Genomic DNA, 19728 nt, shown 5'->3' with positions numbered 1-19728 from the left:
AAAATTCAAACGGATGCTTCCGGCAGCCCTCACGGTGCTGCCGTTTTTTATTGCATGACATGCAAATCATACAGAAGGCGAATATCATGGCGACCTTGAAACAGACTGACCCAGATGTGCATCAATATATTCAGTACGAGCTGGAGCGGCAGGCCAACCAGCTGGAACTGATCGCCTCGGAGAACATCGTCTCTCCGGCGGTGCTGGAGGCGCAGGGGTCTATTTTCACCAACAAATACGCGGAAGGATATCCCGGCAAACGCTACTACGGCGGCTGCGACTACGCCGACAAGATCGAGTTGCTGGCCATTGAGCGGGCCAAGGAGATTTTTGGAGCCGAGTACGTCAACGTCCAGCCGCATTCGGGCAGCCAAGCCAACATGGCGGTCTATTTCGCTGCCCTCAAGCCTGGCGACACCGTGCTGGGCATGGACTTGGCCCACGGCGGCCATCTCACGCATGGCGCGGCGGTCTCCTTCTCTGGCAAGCTCTTCCATTTCGTCTCCTACGGAGTGCGGCCTGACACCGAGACCATTGACATGGCCGAGGTAGAGCGCATCGCCTTAGAGCACCGGCCCAAGCTGATCGTGGCCGGTGCCAGTGCCTATCCGCGCATCATTGATTTCGAGGGCTTCCGCCGCATTGCCGATAAGGTCGGTGCCCTGTTCATGGTGGATATGGCCCACATCGCCGGATTGGTGGCTGCCGGAGTGCATCCCTCGCCCGTGCCGCACGCCCACTTTGTCACCACAACCACCCACAAGACCCTGCGCGGTCCCAGAGGCGGGATGATTCTGGCGAAGAAGGAATATGCCAAGGCGTTGGACTCCAACATCTTCCCCGGCATTCAGGGCGGGCCGCTGGTACATGTGATGGCAGCTAAGGCGGTCAGCTTCAAAGAGGCAATGACCGAGGAGTACCGCCAATATCAGCGGCAGGTTGTGACCAACGCCCAGACGCTGGCTGCGCAGCTCACAGGCCACGGCTTCCGCATTGTCTCTGGCGGCACAGACAACCACCTGCTGCTGATTGACCTGAGCAGCAAGGGGCTGACCGGCAAAGAGGCCGAGCATCTGCTCGAAGAGGCGGGTCTGACCGTGAACAAAAACGCCATCCCCTTTGACACCCAGCCGCGCTTCGTCACCAGCGGCATCCGCATCGGCACGCCGTCCGTGACCACCAGAGGACTGAAAGAGCCGGAGATGGCCAAAATCGCCGACTGGATCAATCGGGTGCTGACCTCCAGAACTCCGGCGGTGATCGCCCAAGTGCGGCAGGAAGTGCGGGAACTCTGCGAGGCTGTACCGCTTTATCCTGAGATGGCACGGGATGAGGAGTTTGCGGCCTAACTTCTTGAATACATGCAGGCGATGCTTCTCGCAGCCGGATTCGGCACCCGGCTGCGTCCATACACCCTTATCTGTCCCAAACCACTCTTTCCTATCTGCAATGTGCCTTTATTGCACATTCTGCTCGATAAGCTGGTCAAAGCTGGCTGTGGGCGGGTGGTAGTCAACAGTCACCATCTCGCCCCGCAGATAGCCGCCGCTGTTGCAGACCGGCCAGAGGTCATTCTTCAGCACGAGCAGGAAGTGCTTGGTACTGGCGGCGGCCTCCGCAAGGCCTTAGCGCATTTTACTGACGGGCCGGTTTTAGTGATGAACGCTGATCTTTATCATCATATCGACCTGCGCCGTCTGCTCATGACCCATACCGCAGGCAACTCCGCTGTCACCCTGGCTCTGCACGACTACCCCCGCTTCAACACCGTCCGGGTGCAGGGCAGTAGGGTTTGCGGTTTTGGCCAAGCGATAGAGGGCGAAACCCGGCTGGCTTTCACAGGCATCCACATCGTCAATCGGGAGGTAGTTGCGCAGATTCCAGCGCAAGGCTTTTTCCACATTATTGATCTCTACGAGCAGCTCGCGCAACGCGGCCAGATCGGCTTTCTCCGGGTTGACGGCTGCTTCTGGCAGGACATTGGCACTCCCGCTGATTACCTTGACTTGCACCGCCGCCTGCTCGCAGAAACACCGCCGTCTTGGGTCATAAGCAGCCAAGCCCAAATCGGTGCAGGGGTGATTTTTGACGACTGGGGTGTGGTTGGTTCTGGCGCGGTGATTGGCGAAAAAGCACAGCTTACACGATGTATAGTCTGGGAAAATGCCAGAGTCGAGCCAGGAATGCAGCTAGTTGATCAAATTATCTCTCCAGCAGGGACTGCGTAAATTCCTTTCTTGCTCGTTTGGCAAGGAGTTTGGCTCGGCCAGAAAGGAGTTCTACTCGGCAGGAAAGCAGTTCGGCTTGGCCAAACTGCTTTCTTAGTTAGCCGCAAAGGAGTTTGGCCGACTCAAACTCCTTTCCAAGTCGGCAAGACTTCTTTTCTGCCGAGTAGAACTCCTTTGCTACTCGGCTAAACTCCTTTCCTAGCGACTACAACTTCTTTCCAAGTTGGCAGAACTCCTCTGTTGCCAAGCCAAACTCCTTGGCAACCGAGCAAGAAAGGAATGTTTTCTCCGAGTTATCAGCTCACCTTAACAGACTTTAGAGCTTTTGCAGCAAGCCGTGCAGCAAGGTGTCCTGACCAAGTTTCTCGGTCGTTGTTTCGACCAGCCTCAGCTGGTCAAACTGACTGCCGACCAGCAAAGATAGGCCTGTATCACCAATGAAATACGGGGCAATGAAGAGATACACCTCGTCCACTAGCCCTGCCCGCAGAAAAGCTCCATGCACTGCCGCGCCGCCTTCCACCAAAACTGAGGAAAGGCCAGACGTGCCCAGGCGTTGGACTACTTGCTTGAGATCAAGCTGCCCGTGGTCGTCAGCATCCACTCGATAAATAATCGCGCCTGCTTCCTCCAGCTTCTGCTGTTTTTCAGCAGCAGCCTGGTGCTCGCAAAAAATCCACGTCTGCGCCGTAGATTGCTGCTGTAGCAACTTGGCTTCTGGCGGCAGGCGGAGCTGGCTGTCTAAAATCACCCGAAGAGGGTCGCGTCCATTCTCGATCCGGGTGGTGAGCAAGGGGTTGTCAATCAATGCCGTGCCAATGCCAATCAAAATAACATCAAGCTGATTGCGCAGCTCATGCACCCGCTGCCGTGACTCCGGCCCAGTGATTGGCCCGCCCTGCCCTTGTAGTTTACTGATCTTGCCATCCAAACTCATGCCTGCCTTCATCACGACCCAGGGCAAACCAGTGAGAGAATGCTTGATAAAAGGGTGATTAAGCTGGCGGCATTCCTGTTCTAGCACGCCCATTTCCACGTCAATGCCGTGACTGCGGAGGAAATCCGCGCCACCAGCGGCTATTGGATTGGGATCAGCCATGCCAACCACCACGCGCCGGATGCCTGCCGCCAGCACAGCCTGGGTACAGGGCGGCGTTTTGCCGGTATGGTTGCAGGGTTCCAAGGTGACGTAGAGCGTTGCCCCGACACAGGCCGTTCCAGCCTCAGCAATCGCGTTGACCTCAGCGTGAGGCATTCCCGCCTTATGATGCCAGCCGCTCCCGACAACCTGTCCCTCCCGGACAAGCACGGCCCCGACGCAGGGATTCGGTGCCGTGCGGCCTTGTCCTTTTTGGGCCAGCTCAAGGGCCAGGCGCATGTAACCGCTGTCGTCCATCAATCAGGGCTGCCCGCCTTTGCCCTTGCCGAGAAAGTGCTTGAGTTCGTCCATGAACTCATTAACATCCTTGAACTGTCGATAGACCGAGGCAAAGCGAACATAGGCCACCACGTCAATCTCCGGCAAAGCCTCCATCACCCATTCGCCCAGCTGCGAGGTAGGAATCTCCTTGCCGCCCACGTCTTGAAGCCTGCGTTCGATGCGGTCCACAAAGGCATCAAGCTGCTCCATGCTCACCGGCAGCTTTTCGCAGGCTTTTTCAAGGCCAAGTAGTATCTTGCCCCGATCCCAGGATTCGCGGCGACCATCCTTTTTCACCAGCATGGGCAGGGTCATCTCGATGCGCTCATAGGTGGTGAAGCGCTGCTCGCAGGCTGTGCAGTGCCGCCGCCGCCGGGTGATGGTTTTGTCGCGGCTTAGGCGGGAATCAATCACCCGGTTGTCCAACTGGCCGCAGTAGGGACATTTCATAGAATAGAGCTAAAAGTTGAAAATAGAAAATTCAGGTATACTCTGGCTTACATCGACTGTACGCAGGAGTTACGCAGTTCGCTCAAACTTCCTGCGGAAATAGTCATACGCCGCGTTGATCTCCTTCATCTTCTCCTCAGCCACGCGCTTGAACTCCGCGCCGAGATGGGCCACCTTGTCGGGATGATACTGCATGGAAAGCTGGCGATAGGCTTTCTTGATCACGGCGAAGTCGGCGTTCTCCTCCACGCCTAAGACCGTGCGGTACCGCAGCTCCTGGCTGGCCGCTGTCGCCGGGCTTGCGCCGCTGCTGGCATGGTGGCCGTAGCGGTACTTGTTCTCAATCGTCTGCCGCTCATAGGTGCTGATCTGGAGGAAGGCGGCGATGCGGCGGGCAAGCTCCAGCTCCTGCTCCAGCACCGGCTTGGTGGTGTAGATGATCTGGTAGATCAACTCCAGCAGGATCAAGCGTGGCTCGTAGGCGAAGCTGCTGCGGAATTCGGTCAGCAGCTGCTCCAAGTCCTGGCTGCGGTCTTTAGCTTCTTTGATCAGCTGCTTGACCCAGTACATCTGCTCCTGATTATACCGGAGCGAGTTCTGGAAGAAGTCGAGCATCGTCCGCAGCTCAGACTGGGTGAAGCGTCCGTCCTCCTTGGCGATGCAGACGAGAATGTTGACTAAAAGATGGACGAAACGGTTGTGGCTGGCAGTCTGCGAGCGTTCATAGGCGGCGGCCCGCTTGCGCATGGAATAGACGAAGCCGAAGAAAGCGGCGGCTCCGACCAGCGGAACAGCTATGAGGAGGAAAAGAAGCAGCGAGACAAAATTCCCCACTGCCTGCCAGCCGCCAATGGCCAGCAGAATAAGGACTATGATCAGGAGGCAGCCGCCGCAGCCGGGCGTGCTGGATTGCCGGTTTCCCATCAGGAGGCTGGCGGGTCAGACTGATTGCGGTTCGCTGTCCGCGTCATCACGGCTGAACAGCGCGTCAACAAACTCATGCGGATCAAAGTCGCGCAGGTCGTCGGCCTGCTCGCCGATGCCGATGAAGCGCACCGGTATTTTCAACTCGTGGCAGATGTTGGCGACTATGCCGCCCTTGGCCGTGCCGTCTAATTTGGTCAGAGTCAGGCCGGTCACGCCGACCGCCTCATGAAAGAGCTTGGCCTGCGAGAGGGCGTTCTGGCCGGTGGTGGCATCCAGCACCAGCATGACCTCGTGCGGGGCAGAAGGCAGGTTCTTGCCGATCACCCGTCTGATCTTCTTCAGCTCTTCCATCAGGTTGACGCTGGTGTGCAGCCGCCCGGCAGTGTCAATGATGATCACGTCGTAGTTCTTGGCAATGCCCTTGGCCACGCCGTCAAAGACCACTGAGGAAGGATCCGCTTTCGGCGGCCCGGCATGTACCTCGACTCCGGCGCGCTCGCCCCATATCTTGAGCTGGTCAATGGCCGCAGCGCGGAAGGTGTCGCCCGCCACCAGCAGCACGGACTGTCCTGCTTTGACAAACTTGGCCGCTATCTTGCCGATGGAGGTGGTTTTGCCCACGCCGTTCACGCCCACAACCATAAGCACAAAGGGGCCATGCTCCGGCAGAGCCAGCTCCGCAGGGCGGTCGGAGGCGAGGAGGAAGGCGAGAATCTGATCGCGCAGCACCTGCTTCAATGCCTGCGGATCACTGAGCTGGTCGCGCTTGACCCGCGCCTTGGCCGTCTCCAGCAGATGCAGGGCGGTGTTCACGCCGAGATCGGCAGTGATCAGCAGCTCTTCCAGCTCGTCATACAGCTCCTGGTCAATCTTCTTCCGGCCTAACAACAGGCGGTCAAGGCGGTGGACAAACGCGTCCCGGCTCTTGCCCAGACGCTCTTGCAGCCGCTTGAACATCGAGGGTTTCTGCTGCTCAACACCTGCCGCCGGCGGTGGCCGCGAAGAGGCAGCCTCCTGTCCGGCAGGCGGAGTGGCAGCAACTGCCGCAGGCTCATCCTGTTGGAAGAATTTCTTTTTAAACCAGCCCAGCATAACTCTCAAACCTCTTGGGTGATGTCATTCTTGGTAAACAGCGGCCCTGCGCCGGAGCGCGACGCAGCCTCTCTTCCATCCATGCCCAATACATGCTGGCATGTTCCCCAAATACATGCAGGCATGTACCAGCAATACTATCTGGCATGTTTTGAAAAACATGCTGGCATGTATTGTCGGTACATGCTATATGGTTTCCACGATACATGCCAGCATGTATTTAGGATCCATGCCGGATGCAAGCCGGTGGCAATATAGGGGCGAAAAATTTTTCGCCCCTGCTCAAGTTGCAGCTTATGCAGGAAAGCTATTGCCCCGCCTGCTTGTCGAGAACAAACTCCAGAGCTTCCTCGATGGTGTGCGGGTAGCGGAACACAGCCTCCTTGCGCACCTTCTCAGGCATCTCCAGCACATCGTTCTCGTTCTGCGGCGGCAGCACCAGTTCTTTGATCCCGGCCCGCAAGGCGGCCAGCACCTTCTCATTGATGCCGCCGACTGGCAGCACGTCGCCGCGCAGGGTGATCTCACCGGTCATGGCCACGTCGCGGCGCAGCGGTTTGCCGCTGATCACCGAGTAGAGCGCGCTGACCATGGCCACGCCAGCAGAAGGGCCGTCCTTGGGAGTCGCGCCTTCCGGCACATGGACGTGCAGATCAATCTGCGAAAACACATCCTCATCAATGCTCAAGGCGGTCGCATGAGAGCGGAGATAGGTCAGGGCGGCGGCGGCGGATTCCTTCATCACGTCGCCAAGTTTGCCGGTCAGACTGAGGCCGCCTTTGCCCTTCATCTTCGAGGTCTCAATGAAGAGTATCTTGCCGCCAACTGGTGTCCACGCCAGACCTGTGGCCAATCCGGCGCCCCAGTTGCGGGCTTTGACCTCCGGGAAGTAGCGCACCACGCCGAGGTAATCATGCAGGTTCTCCGGCCTGACCACAATCTTCTCCTTGTTGCCGCGAACAATATTGGCCGCAACGCCCCGGCAGACAGAGGCCAGCTCGCGCTCCAAGTTGCGCACGCCCGCCTCACGGGTATAGGAGCGGATTAGTTCCAGCAATGCCGCGTCGCCCATCTCCAGATTGTCCGGGGTAAGCGCGTGTTCCTGAAGTTGCTTGGGCAGCAAATAGCGGCGGGCGATATCCACCTTCTCATTCTCGGTGTAACTGGACAGCTCCACCACCTCCATGCGGTCACGCAGCGGGCCGGGGATGGTGTCGAGCATGTTGGCCGTGGCGATGAAGAGTATCTTGGACAAGTCAAACTCCATGTCCAGATAATGGTCGCGGAAGGTAGCGTTCTGCTCAGGATCCAGCACTTCGAGCAAGGCGGAGGAGGGATCGCCCCGGAAATCACTGCCGAGTTTGTCTATTTCGTCTAAGAGCACCACCGGGTTCTTGGAGTCCGCCCGCTTCAGACTCTGGATGATCCGGCCCGGCAATGCGCCAATGTAGGTGCGCCGATGGCCGCGTATCTCGGCCTCGTCACGCAGTCCGCCCAAGGCCATGCGAATGAACTTGCGGCCCATGGTCTTAGCAATAGACTGACCAAGGGAAGTCTTGCCCACGCCCGGAGGACCGGCAAGGCAAAGAATCGGCCCTTGAATGTCGTTCTTCAGCTTGCGCACAGCAAGGAATTCAAGGATGCGCTTCTTCACCTGGCCGAGGCCGTAATGCTCGTTGTCCAAGTCCTGCTCGGCTTTGTCCAGATCAAGCGTGTCTTCAGTGGTCTTGTTCCACGGCAGATCGAGGATCCAGTCCACATAGTTGCGGGCCACCGAGTGTTCCGGTGAGGAAGGTGAAATCCTCTCCAAACGGGCCAGCTCTTTGTTCACCGCCTTCTGCGCTTCCTCACTCAGACCGGCGGCCTCGGCCTTCTTGCGCAGTTCGGTCAGCTCGGCCTTGCCATCAGACTCCTCCCCAAGCTCCTTGCGGATGGCCTCCATCTGCTGACGAAGAAAGAACTCCCTCTGCTTGCCGTCAATCTCCTTTTTGATGTCCTCTTGGAGCTTGTTGCTCATCGCCACCGTTTCAAGCCGCTTATTCAGCTCACGGGCTACTCGGTGCAGGAGAAGATTAATTTCGACAATTTCTAAGATTTCCTGCTCTTCCTCGACCTTGAGGTTGAGCTGTGAGGCAACTAAGTAGCCAATATGATACGGGTCGGTGATCGCGCCAAGGGTGGCAATAATCTCCTCTGGCATGTCCATCAACTTACCCAGCTTTTTAAACTGGTTGCGGATGTTGAGGATCATTGCCTGTAACTCACTGCTCTCCTCGTCAAAAAACATGGGCAGCCGGGTAATGTTACCCTTAATCCAAGGCAACTCTTGGGTGTATTCCGTCACAGCGATCTTGTGGACTCCGCTGATCAGTACATGATAATAGCCCTCATCGAATTTGGTCACATTATGGACATAGCCAACCACGCCAACCCGCTGTAAATCTTTGCTAGTGATCTCCTCGTTGACCGAGGCTTGCTTTTTATGGCACAGCACTAAGCCGATCATTCGGTCGCCGGTCATGACATGATCAACGAGCTGCATGGCCGAGGTACTCCCTATTTGGAGCGGGAATCCCATGCCGGGGAAAAAGACAAAACCATGCAGCGGCATGATCGGCAGAATGTCGGGCACGGGCAGGCTGGCAGGGTCTTTCTGTCTGCTGGCTTGAGCTTGTTCTTCCATGCGTTCTCCGGGAAGGTTATATTTATTCTTGAATGTGGACAGATTGCGCAGTATTTCATCGCATCCGGCCTCACTATACTTCCTCTGCCTGGCAGAAAGCAAGCAGCGGACAGCAGGAAGACGATTTTTCGGTAGGATGGATGCAAGAAATCATCACCCGCTGCTGTGCTGTTGTGGGAGCGGGCCAGAAGATGTTGATGACCATATATCGCTGAATATCTGCCACTGAATTTTGCATACTCCCTGGATAGGCAGCAATTGGCTTGAATTCAGTGCTACAACCATCAGGCAATGCTTCTCTTGTCCTACAGTTTTGTCCTGCTTATCACCTGTCTTGTAACGATATTGTGCATCCATAATCAGGCCTGTTGCGTAGTAGCTACTAGCAGCCGCCTGAAAGGTAGCGGAATTCCGTGTTATCAGAACATGGCTGCCGAATTTGTCCAGACTGGCACATTTTTTGAATACTCTTGTCTTAACGATGCCACTTTTGTCAGTAGAGCCAAGCGGAGGCAGTGGATGCACAGTTGCGAACTCATTGATTCCACCCTGAGAGAAGGGGAGCAAGCCCCAGGTGTTCTCTTTAATCCAGCAGCCCGCTTGCAGATTATTGCGGGCCTGTGCCAAGTTGGTATTGATGAGATTGAGCTAGGGCCAGCATCACCCTTGCAGAGCTGTTTACCAGAGCTGCTGCAAGAAGCCCGCGCCCTCACGGCCAAATCCTGCCGTCTTGCCCTCTGGTGCCGTTGTCGGGCAGAGGATATTGCCTTTGCTGCGGCTTGTCAGCCTGACGTACTTTCCCTGTCCATACCTGTTTCTGATTGCCATCTTCACACACGTTTGCGTAAAGACCGAACCTGGTTGCGCGCCACCTTAGTACGCTCTATTCGTCAAGCCTTCTCCCTAGGTATCCCGCAGGTCTCTGTTGGCTTAGAAGATGCCTCCCGAGCCGAGCTACCCTTTGTCCTGGAAACAGCGCAGCTGGCGGAGCAGCACGGGGCAAGCCGGATTCGTCTTGCAGATACCGTCGGCATCTGCTCACCAGGGACGATGCGTGCCTTGGTACTTGCAGTGAAAGGCGCGATCAACCTGCCTGTTGGTGTGCACTGTCATAATGATTTCGGGATGGCCACTGCTAATTCTATCGCTGCTCTTGAGGCTGGTGCTAGCAGTCTCGATGCAGCAGTGCTGGGTTTGGGTGAACGGGCTGGTTGTTGCCGTCTTGAAGAGGCAGCTGGGTATCTGGCTTTAGTCCAGGGAAATAAAAAGTATAAACCTGAGCATCTGCCTACACTTTGTCAAACTGTAGCTGCCGCAGCTGGGAGAAGCATTGCTGCTAATCATCCTCTTGTTGGCACGGAAATATTCACTTGCGAGAGTGGCTTGCATCAACATGGCCTCAGCGTTTGTCCTGCAACCTACGAGCCTTATGCGCCTGAGCGCGTGGGCAGCCAACGCATTCTCCGCTATGGTCAAAAAACTGGCAGACGGGCAGTGGCACTCCAGTTAGAGAAGCAGGGCCTCCATCTTAAAGAAAGCGAACTCCAACAGTTAACCCGGCAGCTGCGTACCAGTGAACAGGCCCTCAGCGAACAGCAGCTGTTCTGCAAGGCTTCCAGCTTGTATCAGAAACTGGAACGTATATAGGTCTGCAAGAGTAACGTACATATGCCTGACAGACTTATGTACATAGGTCTGATAGACATACGTACATAAGTCGGAGGCGCATAAGTACGTTGGAGAAAAACAGCATCACTCGATAGAGACAACACCTTGCCCTGATCAGCAGCTTACACTTTCCCATAAGGATTCGATCACCATGAAATATACTTTTGCCGAGGACATCACACCTATCCCTGATTCAGGTAGCTCTACAGAAGCCCTGGAGTTGCAAGCGTTATACCACATCGTCAAGCTGATTGATGCGGCTGTGCATTTGGATACAGCCTTGTCAGCCATACTGAAAGTCCTGCACGACACCCTTCGTATGGAGCGGGCCACGTTGGCCTTGCTTGATGAAGATCGGCAAAGCCTCAGTATCCGGGCTTCATACGGCTTAACCGTGGAGGAGGAGCAACGTGGTGTCTATAAGCTGGATGAGGGCATCTGCGGCAAGGTTTTCAGCACTGCCTCGCCCTTCATTGTCCCAGATGTGAGCAGCGAGCCTCTGTTTCTTAATCGTACTGGGGCGCGGCAACTCTTCCGTAAGACAAAGATATCGTTCATTGGCGTACCTGTTTTATTAGGCGAGAGACCAGTGGGCGTATTGAGTGTGGACAGACTGTTTGGCCTAGAGGTTTCTTTTGAGGAAGATGTGCGGTTCTTAACCGTAGTTGCCACTTTGATTGCCCAATTTCTCAGCCTTCATCAAGCGATTTGTCGCGACCGCCAGCAACTGGTACAGGAGAACATCAGTCTCAAGGCCCAACTGCATGAGCGACACCGTAAACACTGCATCATTGGCCATTGTAAGGCGATGCAGGAAGTCTTTTGGAGTATTGAACGGGTAGCACCTAGTCAGGCCACAGTACTGCTGTTGGGTGATTCTGGCACAGGGAAGGAAATGGTTGCCCAAGCTATTCATGAGGGGAGTCCACGTCGCAATAGTCCTTTTGTGAAGATTAACTGTGCGGCCCTGCCCGAAGCCTTGTTGGAGAGTGAGCTGTTTGGGCATGAGAAAGGGGCGTTTACTGGTGCAGGCGGCACGCGCATTGGACGATTTGAGATGGCCGACAAAGGCAGTCTCTTCCTTGATGAGATTGGGGAGATGCCCTTGCCCCTGCAATCTAAGTTGCTGCGGGTCTTACAGGAGCAGCAGTTTGAACGACTGGGTTCCAACCGCACCATCAAAGTAGATGTGCGGATCATTGCCGCCACCAATGTCAGCCTGCAACAGGCTGTGCTCCAGGGCAGCTTCCGCAATGATCTGTATTATCGCCTCAACGTGGTGCCCATCATCTTGCCTTCCTTACGGGACAGGAAAGATGACATTCCTATGCTGGTTGATCATTTTCTCAAACTGAGCAACGAGCGCAATAAGAAGAAGGTGCGGATGAGCAGGGAATTTCTGGAGGCCATGACGGCGTATGACTGGCCCGGTAATGTGCGTGAGCTACAGAATCTGATTGAGCGGTTGGTGATTCTCACAGCAGATAATCTGCTCTGCCTTGATGACTTACCTGATTATTTCTTCACTCCTAAGAAACTGTCTGCACCACTGCTCACCCAGGATGTTCCAGCTTTCTCGCAACCAGCAGTGGCAACTCCGCAGCGGCGCAAGTCGTTAGAAGATCTTGAACGGGAACAAGTTGAGGCAGCTCTACTTCGGCATGGTTGGGTGCAGGCCCGGGCTGCCCGAGAGCTGGGCCTGACCCAAAGGCAGATTGGGTATAAGATCAAAAAGTTTAATCTCACTCGGCCTGATTTTGCTAGATAGAGAGGAGGAGCGGAATATGTCGTTTTTGCGAGAACGGTTAAGATTGGATGAGGATAGGTGAGCTTGTGTTTTCTCCCAAGCAAGGTAAGAACAGGGGAGAAAACAAGTAACTTATGGAAATGAGAAATGATAAAGTCAGAACGAGCTGAAAGCCTGCGTTCAGGAGGGTTTTAGATTGTACTGAAGCGCAAGGGAGTGAAAATCCGATTGCGAGGCAAAGGCTGCCGCAGGCAGAACCGCAAAGGTAAATCGGGCTGTATCGTTTTTGACGGATTGAGCAGTTTTCAGGTAAAAGAAAGGGTAGCTTGTTCATCTTCTTCATTCCCATGCCGCTGCTTGCCGGAACCGCTCCTATGTTGTGGAACACTGTCAAAAAGACTTTATGCGCTGCCCTCCCTGAAAGCGAGTACAGTCTTTGGATTCAACCGCTGGTCTGTGCGCGGGAGAGCAGTCAGCTGCTGGAAATTGCTTGCCCTGACCGCTTCTTCTGCTCTTGGGTGAGAGATCGCTATCTCAAGCTGATTGAAGCCAGTCTGGGTAGTTTAACTGGTAGCCCGCCAGTGGTTTCGCTGACTGTCTCGGCGGCTGTTGCCGCTGCGCCCCAGCCAGAGCAAAACGGCTCTGGGCAACTGCGTTTGCCCGGCTTGCCTCGCTTCAAAGCAGCGGTTCGCTCACTCCATCCTGGCTACACCTTTGAGCAGTTCATGGTCGGGGAATCGAACCTGCTGGCCCGGGCAGCCTGTCGCGCTATTGCCGATGCTGATCCTGCTTTTGGCAACAGCCTTTTTCTGACCTCCAGCACAGGTCTCGGCAAGAGTCATCTCACGCAAGCTGTCGTGCATCAGGTAATGAACAGTGCCCCGCAAACCCGGCTGCACTATCTCACAGCCCAGCAGTTCTCTGCAGAAATGGTCAAGTGCATTCGTGAGAACACGATGGAGCAGTTCTCTGGTCGATTCATTCAGGGCTGCGATTTGCTGTTAGTTGAAGATGTGCATACTCTCAGCGGCAAGACTAAAACCCAGGAAGAGCTGAACAACATCCTTGATTATCTGATCAAAGCAGGCAAGCGAGTCATCTTGACCTCCGCAGTTGCCCCGCGTTCCCTGAATGGTCTAGATGAGGACTTCCGTTCCCGCATGACTTCAGGCTTAGTCACGGACATTAAGGCCCCAGAATATAATACCAGGGCAGCGATCATTCGCCACAAGGCTGCTGGTAGCCATCTCGTCTTGGCAGACGAGCATATTCATCTCTTGGCTGAACATCTTCAGGGGGATATCCGCCGCATAGAAAGTGCCGTGCTGGGTCTGCGGGCGAAGGCCAGCCTCTCTAATGCCCCGCCAGACACCGACATGGTCCGTGAGGTGCTTGAGGGCTTGATCAGCCTTGATCTCAGCAATCGGAAAAGCCTGAGCGGCGAATCCATCCGTGAATTGGTGAGCAGTCAATTCCGAGTTTCAATTGAAGAACTCGTCTCTCGCTCTCGCAAACAGGCAGTCTCCTATCCTCGACAAATAGGCATGTATCTGACCCGCAAATACACGGAAGACTCACTCGCCAACATTGGCGGTCTCTACAATCGCGATCACTCTACAGTGCTGTATGCGATTAAAGCGGTCAGTCGCGACATTGTGCAGAAGAGCAGCGTCAGACAACAGGTAGAAATGCTGGCAGACAAACTGGAAGGAGGGAAGTGATGAGACCTCTGGTCTCATTCATCATTGAAGAGGGCTGATTAGCTCTTGCTGTTCAAGGAGCGGGGAAACAACGGCAATCAGGATGCAAAGCTATCCTAGGGCAAAACGCACCATTTCTATTCGGTTGCCAAGGAGTTTGGCCGACTACAACTCCTTTGTAAGTAAGCCGCACTCCTTTCCAGCTTACTCCAACTCCTTTCTTAGTCGCTAGAACTCTTTTTTGGCCAAGCCAAACTCCTTTGGGAGTCGGCCAGACTTCTTTCTTGCCGAGTACAACTCCTCTTCTGCCGACTACAACTCCTTTGTGGCCGAGCCAAATTCCTTGACAAACGAGTAGCACTCTTTCTTTGCTAGTTGTATCTTCCTGTAAATCCTTTTTTATTCCGACAGCACTAAACCAGACTCTTTGAGGATATCCATGCTCTTCAAAATGCTTCTTCGGTCAACAAGCTGATCGGAAAGGAACTTGTGGACAATGCTGGTCAGCAAGGTTTGAGACTGGTTCATGAATATTTTAAGTATTTCTTTTTCAAGAAGGAAGTGACAGGCTTTTCCAATATTAAATAGTAGAGTATGCCAAGCAGCAAGCTGGATAAAGCGATAGCTGTGAAGTAGTAATTAGGATGTAAATTGATACCGTAAGTAAATATTTTCCTTGAAATTCTATTTAAAATAGATATTCCAGGGTCATGGATTAAGTATATCGAATACGATGCTGAACCAAAAAACATCAATATTCTTGGATATGCCACACGATTTTTTGTAGAGCATAAACCTATAGTTAGACACATGAATCCGATGCCATTCAATAAAATATGCAGATCTTCCATGTAGGATGCATGTAGTTCCTTTTTAAGGATGAGAGATGTAAATACGATCAGCAACCCGATGAAATTATAAAAATACTTCTCTTTTTCTTTTTTCACTGCAATGGCTGCAAGCATCCCCAAGAAAAATTGCAAGTTATGGACATTCAACAAAAATCCAATGGTTGTATTTTCAGATCCGCCTAACATGAATAATATTAACAATATCCATGCACAGAAGAATACATAGAAGAATTTTTTTGAAAAGAAATACAACAAGAATGCTGTATAGAACAACATTTCATGCATGAGTGTCCAAGAAACACTCAGTGCTGGCCTTGAAGGATAATCAGGGAGTAAAAAGAGGCTGCTTGTAAAGCTTACCTCTCTGTTTCCATTGCTTAAACTTGGATACAAGTTATATATCAGCAATAAAGATACAGATATAACTATGAATGGAGGATATACTCTTATGATTCTTTTTTTGCAGAAAATTAAAGCTGCATTAAAACTGCTCTGATCATTGCAGTGTGCAGAATATATAACAAATCCACTTAAAACAAAGAAAAAATCTACACCTATGTATCCGAATTCAAAAAAACCATAGAAAGCTTTTCCTCCATAAAAAAAATCTGAACCCAAACTGGCATGATGCAACAGAACCAATACAGCAGCAAGTCCTCTTCCAACTTGCAGACCTGCATATGTTTTTTTGTCTGTGGCAGCAGCAAGTCGGTCCATCCTCAGAATTAATCACATGGAATTGAATATGATGTAAAAAAGGCTGCACCTTATGAAAAAAATCCTGCCTGACCGGGGAAAAACCGCCGCTCATTCTTTGGCCGTATAAATAAAAGGCCGCCGGAACATGCCGCCGTAATGATGCCGGACATCCGCCCGCAGAGCAAGGACATTTTTTCCCGGCTTCAGCTTGCCGCTCAGGTCAACGTCCCATTCAAAGCGGTAGTCGTTGTTCCACCAGAGCTTGTCGATCTCGCGATGCGCGATTTCCTCGCCGTTGAGATACAGCCAGCATTCATTGAACAGGCCGGGAAAGCGGATGCGCAGTTTGTCCTTCTCCTTTCCGGCGGGAATCTCCGCCTCAGTCCGGTACCAAGCAAAACCGGTGTAGCTCTGCCGGTCAGGATTGCGCACGCCCTGCGCCTGCATGTAGAGATCCGTCCGCAGCATTTCCCATTCTGAAGACGGATAGTCTTTGCGTAGATCAAGGGAATAGGTGCCTTTGTTGGCATTCCAAAAGGTCATGTCCAGCGGCCCGGCGGCAAAATTCTCTTTGCTGCCGACATTCTTCGGATCGCGACGGAAGGCCCATTCCAGCGGCAGCTTCAGCAGCAGCGCGCCCTTGTCGCCATTGACAAACGGATGCAGCTCGCGGTACTGCCTGACCTCGCCCGGCCACCACGCATAACCGTTTTCCTCCACGTTCATGCCTTTATACGTGGTGAAGATGCCGTTCATTGCTGTCAGCTTCTCGCGGATGACCAAAGCCTGCTCGCCCAGTTTGACCGCCTTGGCATAGTCAATCTCCGTAGCTGCGGCTCTGACCATGTCCAAATACAAATTGGTCAAATCGCAGCTCATCCGGGTGAAGGCAATGCGGTCGAGCCAGAGTTTTTCCTTGCCGGAAAGCGCAGTTTTTTTGCGCAAAGGCTCGACCAGCTTTTCCGCCTCCTGCATCTCCTCCCGCATCAATTGCAACAGCTCAGGGCTGTAAATGGCTGGCGCGGCGAAATATTCATGCTCAGTAACGATGGTTTCATCCCAGGCTTTGTAAATCGCATCCCAGTAAACCTGCATCGGTTCTGCTGCTGGGCCGTAGAATTTCTCGTAAAAATCTCTCAGCAGGGCGGGAACATCCGCGTCCGGGTTCCACATCAGCTGGCCCCGGAGATAGAGATTGAGAAAAGTGGTGGCGATGGCGTTGCGGCTTTCGGTGCTGACACCAAGTATCCCGGCTTTGCGGTACTGCTGGACATCCTGCGCAAAAGCCTGATGCGATGGATTGGGAATGTCGCGCCAGACCAGCATTCCTTGATCGTAATCATAGACAGAGAGCCGTCCGTCCATCACTTTGGCCCATTTGTGCAAAAATTCCTTATATTCTTGGCGCGGCGGCGACTGAATGGAATCCATGCCGTGATTGGGATCAATGTCTATCGGTGCCAGCTCGCAGAAAAGCGGCTTTTCCGCTTTCATTTCCCGCACCGGCGGAATGGTCATGTTGCTGTAGGCGAGAAAACCTATTTTGGCCTGGCTGTTTGGGTGTTTCTGCTGAAGTATTTTCGCCACGCTGTTGTACAGCTCAAGGAACGCGTCTGTCATGCTCCAGCGGAGATAATACTTGTCCCATTGCAGCTTCATTAGCTCTTTGTCGCCGGGATATTCGGAATCATACACCCCGTCTTCCATGCTTAACGAGAAGCTCTCGCCTGCGGCGTATTTCGCTTCCACCTTCGCGGCGATGTGCGCGGCAGTTTCCGGCGCGGTCAACGAGATATTGAACACGCTCTTGCCCAAATCCTGCACATATTGGCCAATGGCGTGGCCAGCCGGAGGAAAACCGGCCTTGTCCTTGCCGACAGTCATGAAATTGCGCCGCTGGAAATCCTCCATGCCGTTCGTATCGCCCAGCCAGGAAATCCAATATGTCCTGATCTCGAAAGGCGGCGCGTATGCGTAATCTAATTCGCCAATCGTCAGCCGCCGCTGCTCTGGAATGCTTTCGCCGAATTCAGTCGGCATGAACCAGCGGCAGCCCCAGCGGCGCAGCAGCTCGGCAACTGCGTAATAATGGCTGCTGTCGTTACTGCCAGCCAGATAAACGCGGTTGCCGCTGCGTTTGAGAACAATCGCGTCGCTGCGCAGAAGGCCTTTGACCGTGACCGGTTTTTTCAGGGCCTCGGCAAGACTGCTCTCGGCCTTCAGTGCTTCTTGGCCGATGAGCAGCAGCGGCTCTTTGCTTTTCAGGGCGGCGGCGATGGCCTCCGGCGTGTCGGCAATGGCAGGCTTTGCCCCGGACATCATCTCGATGTATTTGGCCAAGTCCTGCGCGGCCAGCTTTTCCTCCGGCCCGGCCTGCGCGGCGGCAACAATCACAGCGGCGGTCTTGCCCTGATCAGCAATCACCAGTTCATCCGCAGGTTTTTCCGCCGCGCTGGCGAAAGAAGCGGCGAGCAGCGCGATGAGCAGCAGAAGTTTCTTCACAGAACCGCCGTCACTGTGCTGCTCGGCCCGCCTTCGCCTGCCTTGTTGACCGCAATCACGCGGTATTCAAACTCTTTGCCGCGAGTCTGATTGTTGATTATCGCTTCGGTGTTTAGAAAACGCATGTTTCCACCCTCCTTGCTTTGATGTTTGCTGTGCTTCTTGAATTGCAAGACCGCATATGCCTCAATGCCAGTATTTTCCCGGTATTTTTTCGTTTATTCTCAGAGAAAACTCGTTTGAACCGCCCTGATTTAAATTTAAATCGGGGCGTTTTGCGTTAAAATCAGTACGATTTAAATTTAAATTGCCCTGATTCAAATTGAAATCGGGGCAATTTAAGTGTGAACTGAGCCGATTCACATTGAAATTACCCCGTTTTTGATCGAAATCGCCTTGATTTAAGTTGAAAACGTGATAATTCACATTGAAATCGTGTCAATGTCAATCGAAAACAGGGTGATTTCAGTGTGAATCGGGTTGATTTAAATTGATTTTGGGGCGATTTAAACGGCAGACAACCAAGACGCGAACGCCTGACGGCTTTTTGGGTTCAGCATTGCTTAACCCTTTATTCGATAACATTGTTCTGGGAATGATTCAAACACTATAGAAGTACACCTCTGACAGCTCAGATTTACCGAGGCTAATGGCGATGGAGTTTATGATAATTTCAGTTTCGTGCTCTTTTTAATGAGTTATGCGCCGCTTGATGGTATCATATTATTTATTGTTTCCAACAGTTTATTCTTTTCCTTTATTAGTTCGCTCATTGATTTATTGCTTTCGTAAAGTTCCTTCTGAAGAATAGCGGCATTGAAATGAATTTTTATTCTGGCTAAGACTTCCTCGCGTTGAAATGGTTTAGTTATATAATCTATACCGCCAGCATTAAATGCTTCTATTTTATCTTCAACACTAAATAATGCTGTTATAAATATAACAGGAATATGCCTTATTGAAGGTATATTCTTTAACCTTCGACAGACCTCAAATCCATCCATTTCTGGCATAAGAATATCAAGAAGAATTATATCTGCATCTCCATTTTTTGCCATTTCAATTCCATGCTTACCGTCTTGCGTTACACGTACATTTATATCCGCATCTTTAAGAAAATTTAATAGACACTTCAAACTTTCTGGCTGATCATCAATAATAAGTATTGAAGGCGTATTATATGCAATTTTAACTCTTAAATTTTTAATCAATACAGGATATTCTTTTCTTGGAGAATTGCATAGATCTAAAGCGTTTTTCCCGAAATTAAACGCCTCGTCAAAAGGTCTTCCTGCTCCTATTGCATCATAAAATCCAACGGCAAACTCGATTGCCGATCTGTCGCTAATTTCTTTTTTTAATCCAACAATGTACGGAATACATGAGCTGATTGCTTCAGCTTGCGATTCAGAATAGCAAGCATTAAAAAAGACACATTCTATGTGAGACGAAAAAAGTTCAAATAATCCAGATAGAGCATCAGGATTAACAACCACAGAATTTCCATCTTCTCTTTCCAAAATGATACCGTCTTCTCCAGAATGACCGCAAAAATGTACAATATTTGGTTCGTACTCAAAAAAAGACCTACGAACATCTCTAAGACGAACAGCAAGTTTTGAGTGAATACTCCACCGGCTTAAAGCCGGTGGCTTCGATTGACAGCTAAAGCTGGCGTGGTCAGCTTCGCCGACTCTCTCATACCTCACCGTCAATCTTAAAATTGTTGTCAGAAGTGCTGTCTTGTTCTTCAATTGTGAT

At 52.5% G+C, this 19728-nt stretch carries 16 protein-coding genes; 6 read left to right on the top strand and 10 right to left on the bottom strand.

Translation table 11 applies throughout. The features are described from left to right. The first annotated feature begins 86 nt into the window (after positions 1-86). The 3 genes from glyA to ACNKIB_RS12315 are packed head-to-tail and all read left to right on the top strand — an operon-like array spanning position 87 to position 2325. Positions 87-1349, top strand: a complete 1263-nt coding sequence (gene glyA, locus ACNKIB_RS12325) for a serine hydroxymethyltransferase (protein ID WP_417910865.1) — start codon at positions 87-89, stop codon at positions 1347-1349. Between the two features lie 21 nt (positions 1350-1370). Further along, positions 1371-2228 carry a sugar phosphate nucleotidyltransferase gene (locus tag ACNKIB_RS12320; RefSeq protein WP_417910864.1) on the top strand — a complete coding sequence of 286 codons (858 nt, stop codon included), beginning with the start codon at positions 1371-1373 and terminating at the stop codon, positions 2226-2228. Next, positions 2194-2325: a hypothetical protein gene (locus ACNKIB_RS12315; protein WP_417910863.1), complete on the top strand. Its 132-nt coding sequence runs from the start codon at positions 2194-2196 to the stop codon at positions 2323-2325. Before ACNKIB_RS12320 ends, ACNKIB_RS12315 begins: the two co-directional genes overlap by 35 nt. Before the next feature lie 219 nt (positions 2326-2544). On the opposite strand, the gene ribD is transcribed toward ACNKIB_RS12315, so the two are convergent. From ribD to lon, 5 genes are all read right to left on the bottom strand, one after another. Beyond that, positions 2545-3624 carry a bifunctional diaminohydroxyphosphoribosylaminopyrimidine deaminase/5-amino-6-(5-phosphoribosylamino)uracil reductase RibD gene (gene ribD, locus ACNKIB_RS12310; RefSeq protein ID WP_417910862.1) on the bottom strand — a complete coding sequence of 360 codons (1080 nt, stop codon included), beginning with the start codon at positions 3622-3624 and terminating at the stop codon, positions 2545-2547. A gap of 3 nt (positions 3625-3627) precedes the next feature. Next, positions 3628-4098, bottom strand: coding sequence for a transcriptional regulator NrdR (gene nrdR / locus ACNKIB_RS12305; protein WP_417910861.1), 471 nt, complete (start codon positions 4096-4098; stop codon positions 3628-3630). Positions 4099-4167: 69 nt separating this feature from the next. Further along, positions 4168-5022, bottom strand: a complete 855-nt coding sequence (locus ACNKIB_RS12300; protein ID WP_417910860.1) for a DnaJ domain-containing protein — start codon at positions 5020-5022, stop codon at positions 4168-4170. A 15-nt stretch (positions 5023-5037) separates the two neighbouring features. Then, positions 5038-6117 carry a signal recognition particle-docking protein FtsY gene (ftsY, locus tag ACNKIB_RS12295; protein ID WP_417910859.1) on the bottom strand — a complete coding sequence of 360 codons (1080 nt, stop codon included), beginning with the start codon at positions 6115-6117 and terminating at the stop codon, positions 5038-5040. A gap of 307 nt (positions 6118-6424) precedes the next feature. Continuing rightward, positions 6425-8800, bottom strand: a complete 2376-nt coding sequence (gene lon, locus ACNKIB_RS12290; protein WP_417910858.1) for an endopeptidase La — start codon at positions 8798-8800, stop codon at positions 6425-6427. 519 nt (positions 8801-9319) lie between these two features. Here lon and ACNKIB_RS12285 point away from each other — a divergent pair. The 3 genes from ACNKIB_RS12285 to dnaA all read left to right on the top strand — a co-directional run bounded on the left by ACNKIB_RS12285 (position 9320) and on the right by dnaA (position 13936). Further along, the gene (locus tag ACNKIB_RS12285; protein WP_417910857.1) at positions 9320-10447 is read left to right on the top strand and encodes a hypothetical protein; all 1128 of its coding nucleotides are present in this window, start codon (positions 9320-9322) and stop codon (positions 10445-10447) included. A gap of 172 nt (positions 10448-10619) precedes the next feature. Then, positions 10620-12236 carry a nif-specific transcriptional activator NifA gene (nifA, locus tag ACNKIB_RS12280; RefSeq protein WP_417910856.1) on the top strand — a complete coding sequence of 539 codons (1617 nt, stop codon included), beginning with the start codon at positions 10620-10622 and terminating at the stop codon, positions 12234-12236. A gap of 353 nt (positions 12237-12589) precedes the next feature. Next, a complete protein-coding gene (gene dnaA, locus ACNKIB_RS12275) occupies positions 12590-13936 on the top strand; it encodes a chromosomal replication initiator protein DnaA (protein WP_417910855.1) in 1347 nt (448 codons plus the stop codon). A gap of 378 nt (positions 13937-14314) precedes the next feature. Here the strand turns inward: dnaA and ACNKIB_RS12270 are convergent, their stop codons facing one another. The 5 genes from ACNKIB_RS12270 to ACNKIB_RS12250 form a co-directional block, all read right to left on the bottom strand. Continuing rightward, the gene (locus ACNKIB_RS12270) at positions 14315-14443 is read right to left on the bottom strand and encodes a hypothetical protein (RefSeq protein ID WP_417910854.1); all 129 of its coding nucleotides are present in this window, start codon (positions 14441-14443) and stop codon (positions 14315-14317) included. Further along, positions 14440-15483, bottom strand: a complete 1044-nt coding sequence (locus ACNKIB_RS12265) for an acyltransferase family protein (RefSeq protein ID WP_417910853.1) — start codon at positions 15481-15483, stop codon at positions 14440-14442. The genes ACNKIB_RS12270 and ACNKIB_RS12265 overlap by 4 nt, the downstream gene beginning before the upstream one ends. Before the next feature lie 90 nt (positions 15484-15573). Further along, the gene (locus tag ACNKIB_RS12260) at positions 15574-17967 is read right to left on the bottom strand and encodes a DUF4838 domain-containing protein (protein WP_417910852.1); all 2394 of its coding nucleotides are present in this window, start codon (positions 17965-17967) and stop codon (positions 15574-15576) included. Next, positions 17964-18092, bottom strand: coding sequence for a fibronectin type III domain-containing protein (locus ACNKIB_RS12255; RefSeq protein ID WP_417910851.1), 129 nt, complete (start codon positions 18090-18092; stop codon positions 17964-17966). Before ACNKIB_RS12255 ends, ACNKIB_RS12260 begins: the two co-directional genes overlap by 4 nt. 573 nt (positions 18093-18665) lie before the next feature. Beyond that, the coding region (locus tag ACNKIB_RS12250; RefSeq protein ID WP_417910850.1) for a response regulator at positions 18666-19728 on the bottom strand (1063 nt) is incomplete at its 5' end.

Source organism: Candidatus Electronema sp. PJ, from assembly GCF_048287395.1.
Classification (GTDB): Bacteria; Desulfobacterota; Desulfobulbia; order Desulfobulbales; family Desulfobulbaceae; genus Electronema.
Note: the sequence above shows the minus strand (reverse complement) of the source record. Positions and strands in the feature narration are given on the sequence as shown.

Coding starts and splice junctions, on each gene's coding strand:
- glyA (WP_417910865.1), top strand. CDS start 87: ATGGCGACCTTGAAACAGACTGACCCAGATGTGCATCAATATATTCAG.
- ACNKIB_RS12320 (WP_417910864.1), top strand. CDS start 1,371: ATGCTTCTCGCAGCCGGATTCGGCACCCGGCTGCGTCCATACACCCTT.
- ribD (WP_417910862.1), bottom strand. CDS start 3,624: ATGGACGACAGCGGTTACATGCGCCTGGCCCTTGAGCTGGCCCAAAAA.
- nrdR (WP_417910861.1), bottom strand. CDS start 4,098: ATGAAATGTCCCTACTGCGGCCAGTTGGACAACCGGGTGATTGATTCC.
- ACNKIB_RS12300 (WP_417910860.1), bottom strand. CDS start 5,022: ATGGGAAACCGGCAATCCAGCACGCCCGGCTGCGGCGGCTGCCTCCTG.
- ftsY (WP_417910859.1), bottom strand. CDS start 6,117: ATGCTGGGCTGGTTTAAAAAGAAATTCTTCCAACAGGATGAGCCTGCG.
- lon (WP_417910858.1), bottom strand. CDS start 8,800: ATGGAAGAACAAGCTCAAGCCAGCAGACAGAAAGACCCTGCCAGCCTG.
- ACNKIB_RS12285 (WP_417910857.1), top strand. CDS start 9,320: ATGCACAGTTGCGAACTCATTGATTCCACCCTGAGAGAAGGGGAGCAA.
- nifA (WP_417910856.1), top strand. CDS start 10,620: ATGAAATATACTTTTGCCGAGGACATCACACCTATCCCTGATTCAGGT.
- dnaA (WP_417910855.1), top strand. CDS start 12,590: ATGTTGTGGAACACTGTCAAAAAGACTTTATGCGCTGCCCTCCCTGAA.
- ACNKIB_RS12270 (WP_417910854.1), bottom strand. CDS start 14,443: ATGAACCAGTCTCAAACCTTGCTGACCAGCATTGTCCACAAGTTCCTT.
- ACNKIB_RS12265 (WP_417910853.1), bottom strand. CDS start 15,483: ATGGACCGACTTGCTGCTGCCACAGACAAAAAAACATATGCAGGTCTG.
- ACNKIB_RS12255 (WP_417910851.1), bottom strand. CDS start 18,092: ATGCGTTTTCTAAACACCGAAGCGATAATCAACAATCAGACTCGCGGC.